At 67.1% G+C, this 15824-nt stretch carries 20 protein-coding genes and 1 pseudogene; 9 read left to right on the top strand and 12 right to left on the bottom strand.

All coding sequences use genetic code 11. The features are described 5' to 3' along the window. Positions 1–12: 12 nt before the first annotated feature. Both DIR46_RS25535 and DIR46_RS25530 read right to left on the bottom strand, forming a co-directional pair. Positions 13–699, bottom strand: coding sequence for a hydrolase (locus tag DIR46_RS25535; RefSeq protein WP_109347743.1), 687 nt, complete (start codon positions 697–699; stop codon positions 13–15). A 32-nt stretch (positions 700–731) separates the two neighbouring features. Beyond that, entirely contained in the window at positions 732–1004 is a 273-nt protein-coding gene (locus DIR46_RS25530) for a XapX domain-containing protein (protein WP_109347742.1), read from the bottom strand. A 162-nt stretch (positions 1005–1166) separates the two neighbouring features. Between DIR46_RS25530 and DIR46_RS25525 the strand changes: the two genes are divergently transcribed. After that, positions 1167–2099: a LysR substrate-binding domain-containing protein gene (locus tag DIR46_RS25525; RefSeq protein WP_109347741.1), complete on the top strand. Its 933-nt coding sequence runs from the start codon at positions 1167–1169 to the stop codon at positions 2097–2099. Here the strand turns inward: DIR46_RS25525 and DIR46_RS25520 are convergent. From DIR46_RS25520 to DIR46_RS25505, 5 genes and pseudogenes are all read right to left on the bottom strand, one after another. Then, positions 2096–2491 carry an OsmC family protein gene (locus DIR46_RS25520; protein WP_109347740.1) on the bottom strand — a complete coding sequence of 132 codons (396 nt, stop codon included), beginning with the start codon at positions 2489–2491 and terminating at the stop codon, positions 2096–2098. The two genes, DIR46_RS25525 and DIR46_RS25520, sit on opposite strands and share 4 nt — an antisense overlap. A gap of 78 nt (positions 2492–2569) precedes the next feature. After that, a complete protein-coding gene (locus tag DIR46_RS25515) occupies positions 2570–3271 on the bottom strand; it encodes a pirin family protein (protein WP_109347739.1) in 702 nt (233 codons plus the stop codon). Positions 3272–3512: 241 nt separating this feature from the next. Then, positions 3513–4487, bottom strand: a pseudogene (locus DIR46_RS25510) (TonB-dependent receptor). Positions 4488–4526: 39 nt separating this feature from the next. Further along, on the bottom strand, positions 4527–4796 hold the full coding sequence (locus tag DIR46_RS27525) for a hypothetical protein (protein ID WP_229446424.1): 270 nt from the start codon (positions 4794–4796) through the stop codon (positions 4527–4529). Positions 4797–4860: 64 nt separating this feature from the next. Continuing rightward, entirely contained in the window at positions 4861–5172 is a 312-nt protein-coding gene (locus tag DIR46_RS25505) for a c-type cytochrome (protein ID WP_205289043.1), read from the bottom strand. Between the two features lie 349 nt (positions 5173–5521). On the opposite strand from DIR46_RS25505, the gene DIR46_RS25500 reads away from it, so the two are divergent. Continuing rightward, positions 5522–7678 (top strand): TonB-dependent receptor domain-containing protein, encoded by a 2157-nt coding sequence (locus DIR46_RS25500; RefSeq protein WP_109347738.1) that lies wholly within the window; start codon positions 5522–5524, stop codon positions 7676–7678. 10 nt (positions 7679–7688) lie between these two features. Here DIR46_RS25500 and DIR46_RS26865 read toward each other — a convergent pair whose 3' ends face one another. Both DIR46_RS26865 and DIR46_RS25495 read right to left on the bottom strand, forming a co-directional pair. Continuing rightward, complete coding sequence (locus tag DIR46_RS26865; RefSeq protein WP_162819645.1) at positions 7689–7838, bottom strand: hypothetical protein; 150 nt, start codon at positions 7836–7838, stop codon at positions 7689–7691. A gap of 60 nt (positions 7839–7898) precedes the next feature. Continuing rightward, positions 7899–8813: a LysR family transcriptional regulator gene (locus DIR46_RS25495; RefSeq protein WP_109347737.1), complete on the bottom strand. Its 915-nt coding sequence runs from the start codon at positions 8811–8813 to the stop codon at positions 7899–7901. Positions 8814–8933: 120 nt separating this feature from the next. On the opposite strand from DIR46_RS25495, the gene DIR46_RS25490 reads away from it, so the two are divergent. Both DIR46_RS25490 and DIR46_RS25485 read left to right on the top strand, forming a co-directional pair. Continuing rightward, positions 8934–10142 carry an MFS transporter gene (locus DIR46_RS25490; RefSeq protein ID WP_109347736.1) on the top strand — a complete coding sequence of 403 codons (1209 nt, stop codon included), beginning with the start codon at positions 8934–8936 and terminating at the stop codon, positions 10140–10142. 66 nt (positions 10143–10208) lie between these two features. Further along, on the top strand, positions 10209–10742 hold the full coding sequence (locus DIR46_RS25485; RefSeq protein ID WP_109347735.1) for an ankyrin repeat domain-containing protein: 534 nt from the start codon (positions 10209–10211) through the stop codon (positions 10740–10742). Between the two features lie 15 nt (positions 10743–10757). Here DIR46_RS25485 and DIR46_RS25480 read toward each other — a convergent pair whose 3' ends face one another. Continuing rightward, the gene (locus DIR46_RS25480) at positions 10758–11378 is read right to left on the bottom strand and encodes a PEP-CTERM sorting domain-containing protein (RefSeq protein ID WP_109347734.1); all 621 of its coding nucleotides are present in this window, start codon (positions 11376–11378) and stop codon (positions 10758–10760) included. Positions 11379–11601: 223 nt separating this feature from the next. Here DIR46_RS25480 and DIR46_RS25475 point away from each other — a divergent pair, with 223 nt between their 5' ends. The 3 genes from DIR46_RS25475 to DIR46_RS25465 are packed head-to-tail and all read left to right on the top strand — an operon-like array spanning position 11602 to position 13194. Then, on the top strand, positions 11602–12558 hold the full coding sequence (locus tag DIR46_RS25475; RefSeq protein WP_109347733.1) for an NnrS family protein: 957 nt from the start codon (positions 11602–11604) through the stop codon (positions 12556–12558). Next, a complete protein-coding gene (locus DIR46_RS27670; protein WP_109347732.1) occupies positions 12555–12809 on the top strand; it encodes an NnrS family protein in 255 nt (84 codons plus the stop codon). The genes DIR46_RS25475 and DIR46_RS27670 overlap by 4 nt, the downstream gene beginning before the upstream one ends. Positions 12810–12855: 46 nt before the next feature. Next, positions 12856–13194 carry a group III truncated hemoglobin gene (locus DIR46_RS25465; protein WP_229446423.1) on the top strand — a complete coding sequence of 113 codons (339 nt, stop codon included), beginning with the start codon at positions 12856–12858 and terminating at the stop codon, positions 13192–13194. A gap of 12 nt (positions 13195–13206) precedes the next feature. On the opposite strand, the gene DIR46_RS25460 is transcribed toward DIR46_RS25465, so the two are convergent. Then, positions 13207–13503, bottom strand: coding sequence for a putative quinol monooxygenase (locus tag DIR46_RS25460; RefSeq protein ID WP_162819644.1), 297 nt, complete (start codon positions 13501–13503; stop codon positions 13207–13209). A 182-nt stretch (positions 13504–13685) separates the two neighbouring features. Between DIR46_RS25460 and DIR46_RS25455 the strand changes: the two genes are divergently transcribed. Continuing rightward, positions 13686–14147, top strand: coding sequence for a hypothetical protein (locus DIR46_RS25455; protein ID WP_109347730.1), 462 nt, complete (start codon positions 13686–13688; stop codon positions 14145–14147). Positions 14148–14171: 24 nt separating this feature from the next. On the opposite strand, the gene DIR46_RS26165 is transcribed toward DIR46_RS25455, so the two are convergent. Then, positions 14172–14498, bottom strand: coding sequence for a GNAT family N-acetyltransferase (locus DIR46_RS26165; RefSeq protein ID WP_115766709.1), 327 nt, complete (start codon positions 14496–14498; stop codon positions 14172–14174). Positions 14499–14889: 391 nt separating this feature from the next. Between DIR46_RS26165 and purU the strand changes: the two genes are divergently transcribed. Further along, complete coding sequence (gene purU / locus DIR46_RS25445; RefSeq protein WP_109347728.1) at positions 14890–15780, top strand: formyltetrahydrofolate deformylase; 891 nt, start codon at positions 14890–14892, stop codon at positions 15778–15780. Positions 15781–15824: the final 44 nt, after the last annotated feature.

The following is a 15824-nucleotide window of genomic DNA, read 5'->3' as shown; positions in this document are numbered from 1 at the left end:
CGGGTGGACCGATCAGCGGGCAGGAACCGGCGCCAGCACCTCGTGCGTGCCCTGGGCGCGCGCCGGCGCCTTGTGCACCATGGTGTAGGCGTAGTCCACGCCCATGCCATAGGCGCCCGAGTGCTCGGTGACGATCTTCATCACGTCGTTATAGGTGTCGCGGTGGGCCCAGTCGCGCTGCCACTCCAGCAGCACCTGCTGCCAGGTCACCGGCACCACGCCGGCCTGCACCATGCGCAGCATGGCCATGTCGTGCGCTTCCTTGCTGGTGCCACCCGACGCGTCTGACACCATATAGATTTCGTAGTCGCCTTCCAGCATCGCGCACAGGGCGAAGGTGGTGTTGCACACTTCGGTCCACAGGCCAGCCACGATGACCTTCTTGCGCCCGTTGCGGGCAAGGGCATCGCGCACCTTCTGGTCGTCCCACGAGTTCATCGAGGTGCGCTCCAGGATCTGGTGGCCCGAGAACACGTCCAGCAGCTCGGGGTAGGTATTGCCCGAGAACGATTCGGTCTCGACCGTGGTGATCGTGGTCGGGATGTTGAACACCTTGGCTGCCTTGGCCAGGCCGACGACGTTGTTCTTCAGGGTCTGGCGGTCGATCGACTGCACGCCGAAGGCCATCTGCGGCTGGTGGTCGATGACGATCAGCTGCGAATTCTGCGGGGTCAGGACTTCGAGTTTTGGATTGCTCATGATGTTCTCCTTTTGGTGATGAAAATTGACGATCAGCCCTGGCGCGGGCCGTCCTTGGCGCCAGGCTCGGGCGTCTTGGCGGCAACGCCGGTGATCTTGGGCTTGCATTCGCTGGCGAACCAGCTGGCGGTGACCGGCGCGCCCTCGATCAGGCGCTTGGCCACCGGGACGATCTGTTCGCCGATCAGCATGCCCAGCAGGCCGACCAGGGCGATGGCGGGCGGCGCCGGCGAGCGCACGTTGATCAGGCCGTACAACAGGCCGGCCAGGATGCCGGCGCCCAGTGAAATCAGATACATGTTCAGCTCCTCCTGCGGGACGCGCCAACGCGGCGCCCCTTCCGTTCCAGTATCGTTAGACCATCGCCGCGGCGATAGAATCAGATTGCTATTTTCAAAGGCCGGGGACTTGGTTTGTTCCGGGCCTTGGCGCTACCATGGCGCCATCACGCACCATGGGACATACAATTGCTCAAGCTCAGCCTCGACGCTCTCCAGATCATCGAAACCATCGCCCGCCGCGGCTCCTTCGCCGGGGCCGCGAAAGAACTGTTTCGTGTGCCATCGACCATTTCCTACACGGTCTCCAAGCTCGAGGACGACCTGGGCGTGCGCCTGTTCGACCGCTTCGGTCCCAAGGTGACCCTCACCGCCGCCGGCCAGGAACTGCTCAAGGAGGGCCGCTACCTGCTGCGCGCCGCAGGCGATCTCGAATCGCGGGTGCGGCGCGTGGCCTCGGGCTGGGAGACCGAGATCGCCCTGGGCATGGACTCGGTGTTGTCGAGCGGCGCCCTGCAGCCCGACATCGAAGCCTTCTATGGCGTGGCCGACCAGACCCGGCTGCGCATCGTGCGCGAGTCGCTGTCGGGCACCTGGGACGCCCTGCTCGACCGCCGCGTCGACCTGCTGGTGGGCGCTGCCGGCGAGGGTCCATCGGGCGGCGGCTATACCGCCGAGCCGCTCGGCACCAGCGCCTTCGTGTTTACGGTCGCCCCGCACCATCCGCTGGCACGGCTGGAACATCCCCTCGACAAGACCGACCTGCTGCCCTACCGGGCGATCTCGGTCTCGGACTCGGCGCGGGTGCTCGGCGCGCGCACCGTCGGCCTGCTGTTCGGGCAAGAGACGCTGGCGGTGCCCGACATGCGCACCAAATACGAGTTCCAGGTCCAGGGCCTCGGCTTCGGCTTCCTGCCGGAGGCATGGGCGCGACCGGCCATCGACCAGGGTTTGCTGGTCGAGAAGCAGGTGGTGGAACCGAAAGCCGACGAGACTTTCTATCTCGCCTGGCGCAGTGGCGAGGATGGCGCCGCGCTCAAGTGGTGGATCGCGCGCATGCGGACGGGCGCGGCATTCGCCCGCATGCTGCCCGACCCTTGCGCGGGGCCCGCAGAGGCTTAATTCGCGGCGTGAGCCGCCTCGGTATGGATGTGAATCGTGCCGGAGAGGGTCTTGTGGACCGGGCACTTGTTGGCGATGTCGAGCAGGCGGGCGCGTTCCTCCTCGCTCAATTGGCCGACGAATTCGATGTGCCGGCGCAGTTCGTAGGCGCCATCCTGCTGGCCGTGGTCGATGGCCACCCGCACGTCGTCGAGTTGCATGCCTTTGCGCCTGGCATACATCGTCACGGTCAGCGCGGTGCAGGCGGCCAGGGAAGCGGCCAGCAGATCGTGCGGTTCGGGGCCGCTGTCGTCGCCGCCGAACGCTTCGGGAGCATCGGTCGTCAAGCAGTGCTTGCCGATCCGGATCTTGTATTGCAGTTTGTCGTTGCCGCGCGTGGTCGTCACTTGCATGGTCGTCTCCTGTTGTCGTGGTGATTGAGGCGCCGCCCCGCTGGCGGGACGGCGTTCTGCATGACTGCTCGTGGTTGCTTACTGTGGCAGGTCGAACAATAACACCTCGGCGCCGGCGGCCCGGGCCAGGGTCACGGCTTCTTCGCCGGTGACCTTCAGTGCGTCGCCGCCATCCAGGGCGATGCCATTGACCGTCACCTTGCCGCGCACCACGTGGACATAGGCCTGGCGACCGGCCGCCAGCACATGCTTCACCTCATCCTCGCCGTCGAGGATGGTCGCATACAGGGCGGCATCCTGGCGGATCGAGACCGAGCCTTCGCGGCCGTCGGGCGATCCGATCAGGCGCAGCTTGCCGGTCTTGTCAGCGGTGTCGAAGTGCTTCTCTTCGTAGCGCGGCTCGGCGCCGCCCACGTTCGGCATGATCCAGATCTGCAGGAAGTGCACGCCCTCGGTTTTCGAATGGTTGTACTCGCTGTGCACCACGCCCGACCCCGCGCTCATGATCTGCACGTCGCCGTAGCGCAGCACCGAACCGTTGCCCATGCTGTCCTTGTGCTCCAGCGCGCCGTCGAGCACATAGGAGATGATCTCCATGTCGCGGTAGCCGTACGAATCGAAACCGCGGCCCGGTTGCACCTTGTCCTCGTTGATCACACGCAGGGGACCGAATCCCATGTGCTTCGGATCGTGGTAGTGGCCGAAGGAGAAGGTATGCTTCGAGTCCAGCCAGCCAAAGCTGGCGCCGCCGCGTTCATTGCTTTTACGTACGTTCAACATGGTGTCATCCTTTCGTGGTTGTGATCATCGAAGCGCTCGATCGCCAGGGCGGGGAATCCGCCGGTCGATCGGTCTTGTGTTCGATGCGATGGAGTCATTATGCTCGCGCCACGAGGACTTGAAAAACGGGTAATTTAGCGCCCTTTCATCGAAATTTTCGAACATGCCCCGAAAGTCCGGCAGGCGGCGGCCCATATGCCGCCCGGCGCCCGCCGCCCGCCGGGCGCCGGGCGCCGCGCGCTCAGAACTTCAGGCTGGCGCGCGCATAGTAATAGCCGCCGTTGATGCCGAAAGGCGAGAACGCCGGATGGATCGTTACCGCGCCGTTGTCCAGGTTGGCGCGCTGCTCGGCCACCACCATGGGATCGACCATATCCGGGTACTCGTTGAACAGGTTATTGGCCCCCAGCGACAGCGTCCAGGCCTTGCTGAACTGGAAGCTCACCTCAAGGTCGGTCAGCAGCTTGGGCTTGATCCTGTTTTCATGGTAGACCGCACCGTCCGACGAGAACTGCTCCGACGATTTGCCAAAGTAGTTCTCGCGCAGGTTGACGGTCCAGGCGCCTACCTTCCACAGCGCGCCCAGGTTGACCCGCATGCGCGGCGAAGCGGTCTCCAGGTGCGAGATCGCGGTCTCGTCGAGCCGGGTCTGCGGTCGCAGCTAGGGCGGCGCCTGGTTGATCTTGATGACCTCTACATGGTTGTAGTTGACCGCCGCCGACCAGTCGACCCGCCCGTAGCTGCCGTAGTTGCTGCTCATGGTGGCCACCGCCTCCATGCCGCGGCTGCGCGTATTGCCTGCGTTGGAGAAGATGTCGATCCCCGTCTGGACCACGGTCGGGTCGAGCACGTCGCCGTTGGCGAGGATTGCCGCCGTCACCGCCGGGGCATTGACCGCGCCGCCGGAGTCGTACAGCGCGCCGCTGCCGACGATGCGGTCGCGGATCGTGATCTGGTAGGCGTCGAGCGTGATCGCCAGGCCGGCCCGCGGGTTGAGCACCAGGCCGGCGCTGATATTGGTCGAGGCTTCGGGCTTGAGGCCGTTGATGCCAACCAGCCGCGCGCCCGGCGAATTCGGCGCCAGCTGCACGAAGGCGCTGCGCGGCGACACGGTGGTGGCCGAATAATACGATTCGGCCAGCGTCGGCGCGCGAAAGCCGTTGCTGTAGGTAGCGCGCAGCGCCAGCGCCGGCGAGAAGTCGTAGCGGCTGGTCAGCTTGCCGACCTTGGCGTTGCCGAAGTCGCTGAAGCACTCCTAGCGTCCGGCGATGTCGACCGTCCAGCCGGGCAGCGGCTGGACCGCCAGGTTGACGTAGGCGGCCTTGTTGTTGCGGCTATGGCTGCCGGCGTCGGCGTCGCCGCGGGGCTGCCGGCGCGCCAGGGATCGGGCCGCAGCAGCCGCGCGCGCCGCTCCCGTACGGCGGCATACAGGGCGCGCAGGGACGCCGGCCGCGTCGATCCACAGGATGCGGAGCGGACGGCCGGGAGCGTCCAGATACTCGATGACGTCGTTCGGGAGGAACATGGGCGGGTCCTGTCGTTCAGGTGCCCCGCCCGTATGCAAGGACCGCGCCAGTGGCGCGGATCGGTCACTTCTGTGCCAGGATCCACTTGGCCAGCGTCTGCGCTTCCGCGTCGCTGACCTGCGGATTGGCAGGCATCGGGATCGGCCCCCAGGTGCCGCTGCTGCCCTTCTGGATCTTCAACGCCAGGCGCGTCTCGGCGCCGGCGTCCTTCGCGTACTTCGCGGCGACGTCCTTGTAGGACGGGCCGACCAGCTTGGAAGCGACGGTGTGGCAGGCCATGCAGGCCTTGGCCTTCGCCAGGTCGGCGCTGGCGTGGGCTGCGGGCATCGCGGCGGCGGCGGCGAAGGTCGCGGCCAGGATCATGGTGTTCTTCATGGGTGCTCCTGTGTGGGCTGTAATGACAATGGGGCGCTGCGCCCGGGGACCGACAGCCTCGTCCCTGACGCACCCGGCATGATAGCTGACAATGCAGCGCGATTACGACCCCATGAGGCGCGGATCGCCGGTTGCGGCGACGGTGCATGAACGACGTTCGCCCGCCCTGGCCTTTTCGTCTCCCCATTCCCTTTCTCGGCAGCGGGGATCTTTCGTCGCATCTTCGATACTTTTTAATAAATAGAAATAGGAACGATTCGCATTTGCGTTTAAAATATTGCCGGCTTGACCTCTTTACATAATTGACCAGCTGTAGATACACGTGCTTGACGACAATAACGGAACCGAGATGCCCACACCCATTCCCCACGCGCCGCTGCTGCGCCGCTCCCTGCTCAGCCTCGCCATCGGCGCCCTGCCCTTCGCGGCCCACGCCAACGTCGGCGCCGATGCCGCACCGGCCGACATGGCGACCGTCGTCATCTCGGCCTCCGGCTTCGAGCAGACCATCCGCGAAGCGCCGGCCTCGATCACCGTGCTGACCCGCGAACAGCTCGAAAAGGAACGCTTCGGCAACCTGGCCCAGGCCCTGGAAAGCGTGGAAGGCATCGACGTCGCCGCGGTCGGCGACAAGACCGGCGGCATGAACATCAGCGTGCGCGGCATGCCGAGCGACTACACCCTGATCCTGATCGACGGCCGGCGCCAGAACGCGGCCGGCAACGTGACCCCGAACGGCTTCGGCGGCACCTCGACCAGCTTCATGCCGCCGGTCGGCGCCATCGAGCGCATCGAGATCATCCGTGGCCCGATGTCGACCCTGTACGGTTCGGACGCGATGGGCGGCGTGATCAACATCATCACCCGCAAGGTCGGCAAGCAATGGGGCGGCACGGTGTCGGCCGACTACACCCTGCAAGAACAATCGCGGTTCGGCGACGTCAAGGGCGCCAAGTTCTACCTGAACGGCCCGGTCGCCAGCGACGTGCTGGGCCTGGCGCTGCGCGGCAGCACGCTGCGCCGCGACGAAGCGACCCTCAGCTACGACAACCAGAACGGCGAAGTGAACCTGAACATGGGTTCCAACCCGGTCAAGGCCAAGGTCGACAACCTCGGCGCGCGCCTCGCCTTCACGCCGAACCGTTACCACGAGTTCACCCTGGACGCAGACCGTACCCGCCAGACCTACGACAATTCGCGCGGCCAGGTCGGCACCCAGAGCGTACAAGGCGGCTATGGCCCGGAACAGAAATACAACCGCGACCAGGCGACCCTGGCCTACAAGGCGCGCCTGCCGTTCGGCACCTGGGACAGCAGCTATATGGTCAACAAGACCGAGACCATCGGCCGCACCATCCCGCCCGGCACCCCGGGCATGGTGGCAGGCAGCGCGCGCGTGCTGGAAGTCGAAAGCAAGGTGTTCGACACCAAGCTGCTGATCCCATGGGGCACCCACCTGACCACCATCGGCGCCCAGCACTGGGATGCCGAGATGATCGACGGCGTCGCGCCCGAAGCATTTGCTTTCACTCAGAAAGCGCTGTTCCTGGAAGACGAATGGCGCTTCCACGAGCGCCTGGCCCTGACCCTCGGCGCGCGCTACGACGACCACAGCATCTTCGGCGGCCAGACCAGCCCACGCGCCTACCTGGTGTGGACGACGTCGCCGCAATGGACTTTCAAGGGCGGTATCAGCAAGGGTTATAAAACTCCGCGCGTCGAGCAGCTCTCGCCCGGCATCAACGGCTTCGGCGGCCAGGGCACGATTCCGCTGGTCGGCAGCCCGGGCCTGAAACCCGAAACCAGCGTGACCACCGAACTGGGCGCCTATTTCGACAACGGCGCCGGCTGGACCGCCAACGTCACCGTGTTCAACAACGAGTTCGAGGACAAGATCACCAGCGGCACCGGCCTGCTGAACTGTTCCTATCGCCTGGCGCCGAACCGGCCGGGCTGCGTCAGCTTCGGCAACTGGCCGAACGTCGACGCCTTCGGCCAGTCGATCAACGTCGACGAGGCGGTGACCCGCGGCCTGGAACTGGCCACCCGCTTCCCGCTCGCCGCCGGCTGGGCCGCGAGCGCCAACTACACGTATACCGAGAGCGAGCAGAAAAGCGGCGCCAGCGCCGGCAAGCCGCTGACCGACACGCCCGAGCACGCGCTCAATGCGCGGCTGACCTGGGACATTTCGCCGCAGTGGAACACGTGGCTGCGCGCCGAATACCGCAGCGAGCGCTATCGCGATCCGGGCACCTCGGCCGCCACCCGCGCCGCCAAGGCGACGCTGGGCGACTACAAGGCCTACGGCATGCTGCACCTGGGCACCGCCTACCAGCTCAGCCCGACCATCTCGATCAATGCCGCGATCTACAACCTGCTCGACAAGGACTTCGTCGACTACCGTCCTTACCAGGCGTCGCCGACGGCGGCGCCGGCCTATGGCAGCGTGTACGTCAACAATATGGATGGCCGTCGCTTGTGGGTGTCGATGAACGTCGACTTCTGAGCGATCCGGTTCAGCGCTTCTTCTTGCCTGGTGTCAAGCAGGGCAAGCGCCGGCGCCGCTCGGCCAGCACGAGCGGCGCCGCGTTCCCGGCCAGTTCGCCCGGCTTGCGCGTGGCTTTCAGGCGGCGCACCATAGCCAGGTTCAGTTCGTCTGGCGGCACCTGTCATGACATTCGGCGCCCCGTGGTGCGGTGGCGTCCGTCGCCGCCGCTTGCGGACCCTCAATCGTGCGCCAGGCGCAGGTCCGGGTCTGCCGCGAACACCGCCGCCAGCCAGTCGGCGAAGGCGCGCAGGCGCGGGTTGGCGATGCGCCCCTGCGGATACAGCAACGACACCGGCATCGGCGTCGGGCGCAAGCCCGGCAACACCTCGACCAGCCGGCCCTCCTGGCCGCGCAGCTGGTAGCGCGCCAGCTGGGCCAGCCCCAGGCCCTGCAGCGCGAGAATCAGGTTGGCGTCGGCGTCGTTGACGGAGAGACTTCCTTTTACGGCGACCTTGCGCACCCCATCCGCCTCCTGCAATTCCCAGTCGAAGGCGCGCCCGGTGCGGCCCGAGAAATGGACGATGCCGTCGTGCCCCGCCAGCTCGTCCGGCGAAGCCGGCACACCGCGCCGCGCCAGGTAGCCGGGCGTGGCCGCGATGGTAAAGCGCATCAGGCCGATGGGGCGCGCTACCAGACTGGAATCCTGCAGCTCGCCTACCCGCAGCGCGCAGTCGATGCCCTCGCCGGTCAGGTCGACCAGGCGGTCGCCCATGCCGATGCTCAGGTCGATGCCGGGCCAGGCCTGGCGGAAGTCGGCGAGTCGCGGCAGCACGATGGCGCGGCCCAGGGCGCCGGGCAGCTCGATCCGCAACCGGCCCTGCATGCGGCGGCCGTCGACGCCCAGGAAATCGGCTTCCGCCGCCTCGATCGCGGCCAGGATGGAGGCGCATTGTTCATAGTAGCGCTCACCGTCCTGCGTGAGGGACAGCCGGCGCGTGGTGCGCTGCAGGAGCTGGGCGCCCAGGTGACGCTCGAGGTTCTGCATGGTCGCCGTCAGCGAGGCGCGCGGCAGGTTGAGCGATTCGGCGGCCTTCGTGAAGCTGCCCGCCTCGACGATCCGCACGAAGGTCTGCATCGCCTTCACCTTGTCCATGATTGTTCACATTAAATGAATTGAATGTGGGCATTATGCCTTAATTATCTTTGCCTCGAGCCTGCCTAGAATGGAACCGTTCACCTAACCCCGTTCACCTGTCCCACCAAGGAGCACGCCATGACAACAAGCACCCCAGCAAGGATATCCGGCGGCATGACGATGCTGCTGGCCGCCGCGGCCGGCATCATCGTCGCCAACCTGTATTACGCCCAGCCGCTGGTCGGCCCGATCGGCGCCGCCCTCGGCCTGCCCGCGAGCGCCACCGGCCTGGTCGTCACCCTCACCCAGATCGGCTATTGCCTCGGCCTGCTGTTCATCGTCCCGCTGGGCGACCTGGTCGAGAACCGGCGCCTGATCGTGAGCGGCCTGGTCGCCACCGGCGGCGCGCTGGCGCTGGCCGCGGATGCGAGCGCGGCCTGGCAGTTCCTGCTGGCCGCCCTGGCCATTGGCCTGGGCGCCGTGGTGGCCCAGGTGCTGGTGCCGTTCGCGGCCCACATGGCGCCGGAAGCGACGCGCGGCCAGACCGTGGGCAAGGTGGTCAGCGGCCTGCTGCTGGGGATCATGGTGGCGCGGCCGGTGGCCAGCGTGCTGGCCGGCTTCGGCGGCTGGCAGGCCGTGTTCGGGATCGCCGCCGCGCTGGTGCTGTTGCTGGCCGTGGTGCTGCACTTCAAGCTGCCGCAGCGAAGGCCGGCCGCCGCCCAGCGCTATGGCGCGCTGATCGCTTCGTTGTGGCCGGTGCTGGCCAATACCGTCGTGCTGCGCCGTCGCGCGCTGTACCACGCCGGGCTGTTCGGCGCCTTCAGCCTGTTCTGGACTGTCGTGCCGCAAGCCCTGGCCGGCCCGGACTTCGGCCTGAGCCAGAACGGGATCGCGCTGTTCGCCCTGGTGGGCATGGCCGGCGCGGTGGCCTCGCCGATCGCAGGCCGCCTGGCCGATGCCGGCCATACGCTGGGCGCCACCGCGATCGCGCTGGCGGTCGGTGCGCTGAGCTTCATGTTGCCGTTGCTCGAGCCCGAGTCCAAGCCGCTGGCGCTCGGCCTGCTGGCCCTGGCCGCCATCGTGCTCGATGCCGCCGTCGCCGCCAACCTGGTGCTGGGCCAGCGTGCGCTGTTCGCCCTCGGCGCCGAGATCCGCAGCCGCCTGAACGGCCTGTACTTCGCCCTGTTCTTCGCCGGCGGCGCGCTCGGCTCGGCCCTTGGCGGCTGGGTCTACGCCCAGTATGGCTGGCATGCGGCGCTGGTGACCGGCATGCTGCTGCCGGCGCTGGCCCTGCCGGCCTGGCTGTGGGAAGCGGCCGAGCACACGGCCAGCCGTCAGCAGGCCTGAAGCGCGCCTGCGTGGCGGTGACGGATGTGATCTAATCGACCATCGAACCGACACGAGGAAACACGCATGCAAGCCAATGAAACCACCCCGCAGGCCGCTCCGGCGGCGCTCGACGAAGCCACCCTCGAATGGTTGCGCAATGTGTTCCAGTACGCCCGCACCGGCCAGGCGGAACCGCTCGGCGCGCTGCTGGCCAAGGGTTTGCCGCCCAATCTGCGCAACGAGCGCGGCGACAGTCTCCTGATGCTGGCCTGCTACCACGGCCACCACGAGGCCGCGCGCGTGCTGCTGGAGCACGGCGCCGATCCGCAACTGATGAACGACGCATCCCAGACGCCGCTGCATGGCGCCGCCTTCAAGGGCGACCTGGCGGTGACCAGTCTGCTGCTGGACCACGGCGCCATCGCCGACCATGCGGGACCGGCCGGCAAGACCGCGCTGATGTTCGCCGCCATGTTCAACCGGGTCGAGATCGCCCGCCTCTTGATCGAACGCGGCGCCGACCCGTCACGGCGCGATGCCGACGGTGTCAGCGCCCTTGACGTGGCGCAGCGCATGGGCGCGCCCGACACCGCGGCGCTGCTGGCGCCATTGGCCTGAATCGGGATCGCTGGATCAGCGCGCCCGGCGCCGGCGTGCGCAACCGATGGCCGCCAGGCCCAGTCCTGCCAGCAGCAGGCTCGACGGTTCCGGCACTTCGCCCGCGATCGGCGCGTTGGACAGATAACCGGTCGAGCCCGAACAGGGGTCGTACTGGTAGGCGCAGCCGAACGGCTCGTCGCTGTGTGCGTCCAGGACCGTGAACAGACTGCCAAGGCTCTCGATTTCGAAGTGCGAATTGCCGTCGTTGGCGTAGATGTATCCGTTCAGCAGGCCACCGGGCAGGAAAGTCACGTTCAGCCGGATCTGATCGAAATAGTGCTCTGGCAGCTTGAGGTGGCCATAGTCGATGGAATTCGCACGGCCATCTTCCGCCCACGGGTCCTCATACCAGTAGCGCAGCGACAGCAGGCTGTCCTGTTTGTCCAGGCACGGTTCGCCCAGGTCGCACAGGTTCACGAAGTCAAGCTCCAGGCTGCCCTGCGCGACCGCCTCGTCCGAAAAGACGAGTTCCATGTTCAGGCCCGGCGGCGAGTTTGCCGAGGTACTGGCCTCGTGCCATGAATAGATGACGGCGGCCTGAGCCGGCTGGGCCAGCAGTGCCGCCGCGAACAATAATGGGGTGATGCGTGCCATCGTCTTACTCCTTGTGGGTATTCACGCTGAATGAGCAAAAACCAGGCCCACCACATTCGCAGCAGCAACTCTTTGATTTCACAAAACAATTTCACGACGCTGTAACGTCGTCGCCGTGAAGTGTTAAATTTTCCGACAGTTACCCAATGGGACTGCTACTTAAGGACTCTTTCCCGAACTATTTTTTGATGTATATTGGATACATCTTCAACAGGAGATCCGCATGCGCGCCCAACCCGCCACCGATCCGCTTCCAGGCCGCCATCCAGCACCCGCCTCGGCGCAGGCGCCGCTTTGGCGGCTGGGCTTTCGCCCCTTCTACCTGCTGGCCGCCGCCTTCGCCGCAGCAGCGGCGCCGGCCTGGGTGCTGGCCTACCTGGGCCTGCTGCCCCACGGGCCGGTGAACCTGCTGTGGCATGTGCACGAGATGGTGTTCGGGTTCGCGGTCGCGGTCGTCGCCGGCTTTCTGTTGACGGCGGTGCAGAACTGGACCGGCCTGCCAACGCCGCGCGGCCGCAGCCTGCAGGCCCTGGTGCTGCTGTGGATCGGCGGACGCTGCGCGGCCCTCGGCGCACCGGCGCTGCTGTATGCCGTGGTCGACGTGGCCTTCCTGTTCGCGCTGGCGGGCGCGATCCTGCGCCTGCTGCTGCGCGCCGACAACCGCCGCAACCTGCCGATCGGCCTCGTGATCGTCCTGCTGGGGGTGTGCAACCTGGCGTTCCACCTGGCGCTGCAGGGCGTGGTGCCGGTTTCGCCGCTGGCGAGCGTGCACGGCGCGATCCTGCTGCTGGTGCTGCTGGTGGCGATCGTCGGCGGCCGCGTCGGCCCCATGTTCACGCGCAACGGCGCGCCGGGCAGCCGGGCGCGCAACCTGCCGCGGCTCGACCTGGCCAGCATCGTCTCGATCGCCGCGCTGGGCCTGTGCTGGCTGTCCGGGGCGCCCGGCTGGGCCTTGCTGGCGATTGGCGTCCTGGCGGCGCTGCTCAACGGCGCGCGCCTGGTCCTGTGGGATCCGCTGTCGACGCTGCGCGCGCCGCTCCTGTGGTCGTTCCACCTGTCGTATGCGATGCTGGTGGCCGGCCTGCTGGCCCTTGGCCTGGCCGGCGCCGGCGTGGTCTCGGGCAGCGCCGCCCTGCACCTGCTGGCGGCCGGCGCCATGACGGGCATGATCGGGCCATGATCACCCGCACGGCGCGTGGACATACGGGCCGCACCCTGCAGGCGGAGCGGCCCGAGGTGGCGATGTTCGCGCTGCTGCCGCTGGCCGTCGCCGCGCGCCTGGCCGCCAACCTGTTCGACGGCCCGGCACGTGGCCACACGCTGGCCCTGTCGGCCGCCCTGTGGTCGCTGGCCTTCGTCATCTACCTGCTGCGCTACGGGCCCTGGCTGGCCAGTCCGCGTCTCGACGGCAAGCCGGGGTATTGGCATTGAGCGCACGCGATATCGTCCCCTGCCCCTGGATCGCCCGGCCCTGGCCGTGCTGGTCGACGTCTTCTACCACCAGGTCAGGCGCGATCCGCTGCTCGGTCCCGTGTTCGCCGGCATGATCGCGGACGGCGAGTGGGATCACCACAAGCAGCGCATGGTGTCGTTCTGGAGCACCGCGATCCTGAAGGCGCGCGAGTTTCGCGGCAACGTCGTCGGCAAGCACCAGGCCATGCCCCAGCTCACGCCGGCGCATTTCGCGCGCTGGCTGGCCCTGTTCGAGGAGACGGCCGGCAGCCTGTTCGCGCCCGCCGACGCCGCCGCCCTGGTCGATGCGGCGCGCGGCATGGCGCGTGGTCTGCAGATCGGGCTGTTCGGCCGGGCCGCCTGAGGCCGTCCGCCCTCAGCCGGCGGGAGTGTACTTGCGCACCGCGACCGGACGGTCAACCAGCGCCGGCAGGTCGGCCACCAGCGCCGCCATGTGCGCGCTGGCGTCGTGCAGCGCCACGGCCTCGGCATCGCGCCAGTACTCCACCATGATGAACTCGCGCGGGTCGTCGTTCGAGCGCTGCAGCTCGTACAGGATGCAGCCGGCTTCCTTGCGGCTTTCAACCGACATCTGGTGCATGCGCGCCGCGAGCGCGGCTTCCTGGCCTGCCCTGGCGTACAGGGTGGCGATGATGGTCACTTGTGGCTTCATGGTCTTCCTTCGTATTGGAGGCGCCACGGTCCGACAGTGCCTGGCGCCGCCCGGCAGTATAGGACGTCCCGCGAACTCTTGCCGGCGGTCCCACGATTTCCACTCCATCATCGGCATCCCCTATAATCGTAGCCGCCCTGGGCCTCGCCTGGGGCGAGCTTCCACCACTACCTAGGATTCCGATGAAAGCCCTGCCTCTTGCCGTACTGCTCCTCGCCTCCGGTTCCGCGCTCGCCAATGACGCTGCCCTCCTGAAATGCCGCACCGTGAGCGACGTCGCGGCGCGCGTTGCCTGCTATGACGCGATCCCCGTCGGCGTGGCCGGTCCGGCCGCGGCAGCGCAGGCCGCGCCGGCGGCGGCAGCGGCAACCGCCGAGGAGAACTTCGGCATGGAAGCCGTGAAGCAGCGCGAGGCGCAGCCCAGGTCGGTGCAGAGCACCATCGTGGGCAGCTTCGAGGGCTGGGGTCCGAATTCGCGCATCCGCCTGGCCAATGGCCAGGTGTGGCGGGTCGTCGACGGCAGCGACGCGGTCCTGGCGCCGCGCACCGACGCCAAGGTCAGCATCGAACGCAATATGTTCGGCACCATCTTCATGCGCGTCGACGGCACCAACGCCTCGGCCAAGGTGCGCCGCGTCGAGTAAGAGCCTACCGGGATAGGCTCTGAATCAATCCAGCGGGCGCGCCATATAGACCGCGCCCGGCGGATAGGTGAACAGGCCGGCATCGCTCGTCGCCCGCGCCTCGAAGCCGAAGCCGTTCCAGAAGCGCGTGCTGTCCTGTACCGAGACCAGGGCGGCATGGGGCAAATCCAGGCCGCGGCCCAGGTCCAGCAAATGTTCCACCAGTGCGCGCGCCAGGCCCCGTCCGAGTGCGCGCGGGTCGACCGCCAGGTCGTGCAGGTACAGGGTGTCGGCATCCGGGCGATCCCGAACGGCGCCCCCAGGTCGGTCACTCTCCCCAGGCGCGACGGATAGGCGAACAGGTAGCCGCATACGCCGTCGGCGTCGCTCGCGGCCAGGCAGGTGGCGGCTGCCGCATCCAGCCGCGCCTTCACCACCGCCGCCGCTTCCTGCATCGCCGGCGGATAGCAGGCCGCCTGCACGCGCAGGATGGCATCGAGATCGGCGGGCAGCATCGGACGAATGGTCACTGGGGACGACATGGCGGCTCTGGAAAAAGCGCGCATGGTAGCACGTCCGATGCACACCCTTGACGGCGCCGGCCGCATCCCTCATTCTATATATTCTGACAACATCGCAACATCACCTTCCAGCGCCGCCGACCGGGCGGCGCCGGAAACCAGAGCTGCCGCCGGCCCACCTGGCCGGTGTCGCGTGACGGACGAGCACATTGCATCCAGCCCCTAACCGACAGGAATCACTCATGAGCAGCATCGTTCCGGCGCCCGCCGGCCGCATCGAATACATCCTCAACGCCAGCTGCCCGGCCGGCACCGGCATCGTCGCCGCCGTGGCGACCTTCCTCGCCGAGCGCGACTGCTATATCTGCGCGCTGGAACAGTTCGACGACGATTCGACCGCGCGCTTCTTCATGCGCGCCGTGTTTCGCCAGCAAGAACACTCGCCGCCGATCGAGCGCGTCCGCAGCGAATTCGCCGAGCTGGTAGCGGGCCGCCTCGACATGCAGTGGAAAATGTTCGACCCGCTCGATCCGGTGCGCACCGTGATCATGGTCTCGAAGACCGACCATTGCCTGGACGACCTGCTGTATCGCCGCCGTAATGGCGAGCTGAACATGCAGATCACGGCGGTGGTGTCGAACCACCTCGACCTGCGCCCGATGGTCGAGCGCGAAGGCATCCGCTTCGTGTTCCTGCCGGTCACCAGGGACAACAAGGCCCAGCAAGAGGCGCGCCTGTTCGAGATTTTCGAGGAGACCGGTTCCGAGCTGGTGATCCTGGCGCGCTACATGCAGATCCTGTCGGACGAGCTGGCGCGGCGCCTGGCTGGCAAGTGCATCAATATCCACCACTCCTTCCTGCCCGGCTTCAAGGGCGCCAAGCCCTACCAGCAAGCCTTCGACCGCGGGGTCAAGCTGATCGGCGCGACCGCGCACTATGCCACGCCCGATCTCGACGAGGGCCCGATCATCGAGCAGGTGCTGACCCGGGTCGACCACAACTACCGGGTCGACCAGCTGACCCGCGTCGGCCGCGACAACGAGTGCCTGGCGCTGGCGGCGGCGGTCAAGTTCCACATCGAGCGCCGTGTCTTTGTCGACGGCAACAAAACGGTGGTATTCCGCGGTCCCTGAGCAAAATTACAAGTAACGTCGGGAGTAGGTGCGTCACCTAACCG

This window comes from Massilia oculi (assembly GCF_003143515.1).
In the GTDB taxonomy this organism is placed as follows: domain Bacteria; phylum Pseudomonadota; class Gammaproteobacteria; order Burkholderiales; family Burkholderiaceae_D; genus Telluria; species Telluria oculi.
This window is presented reverse-complemented; position numbering and strand designations above follow the sequence as displayed.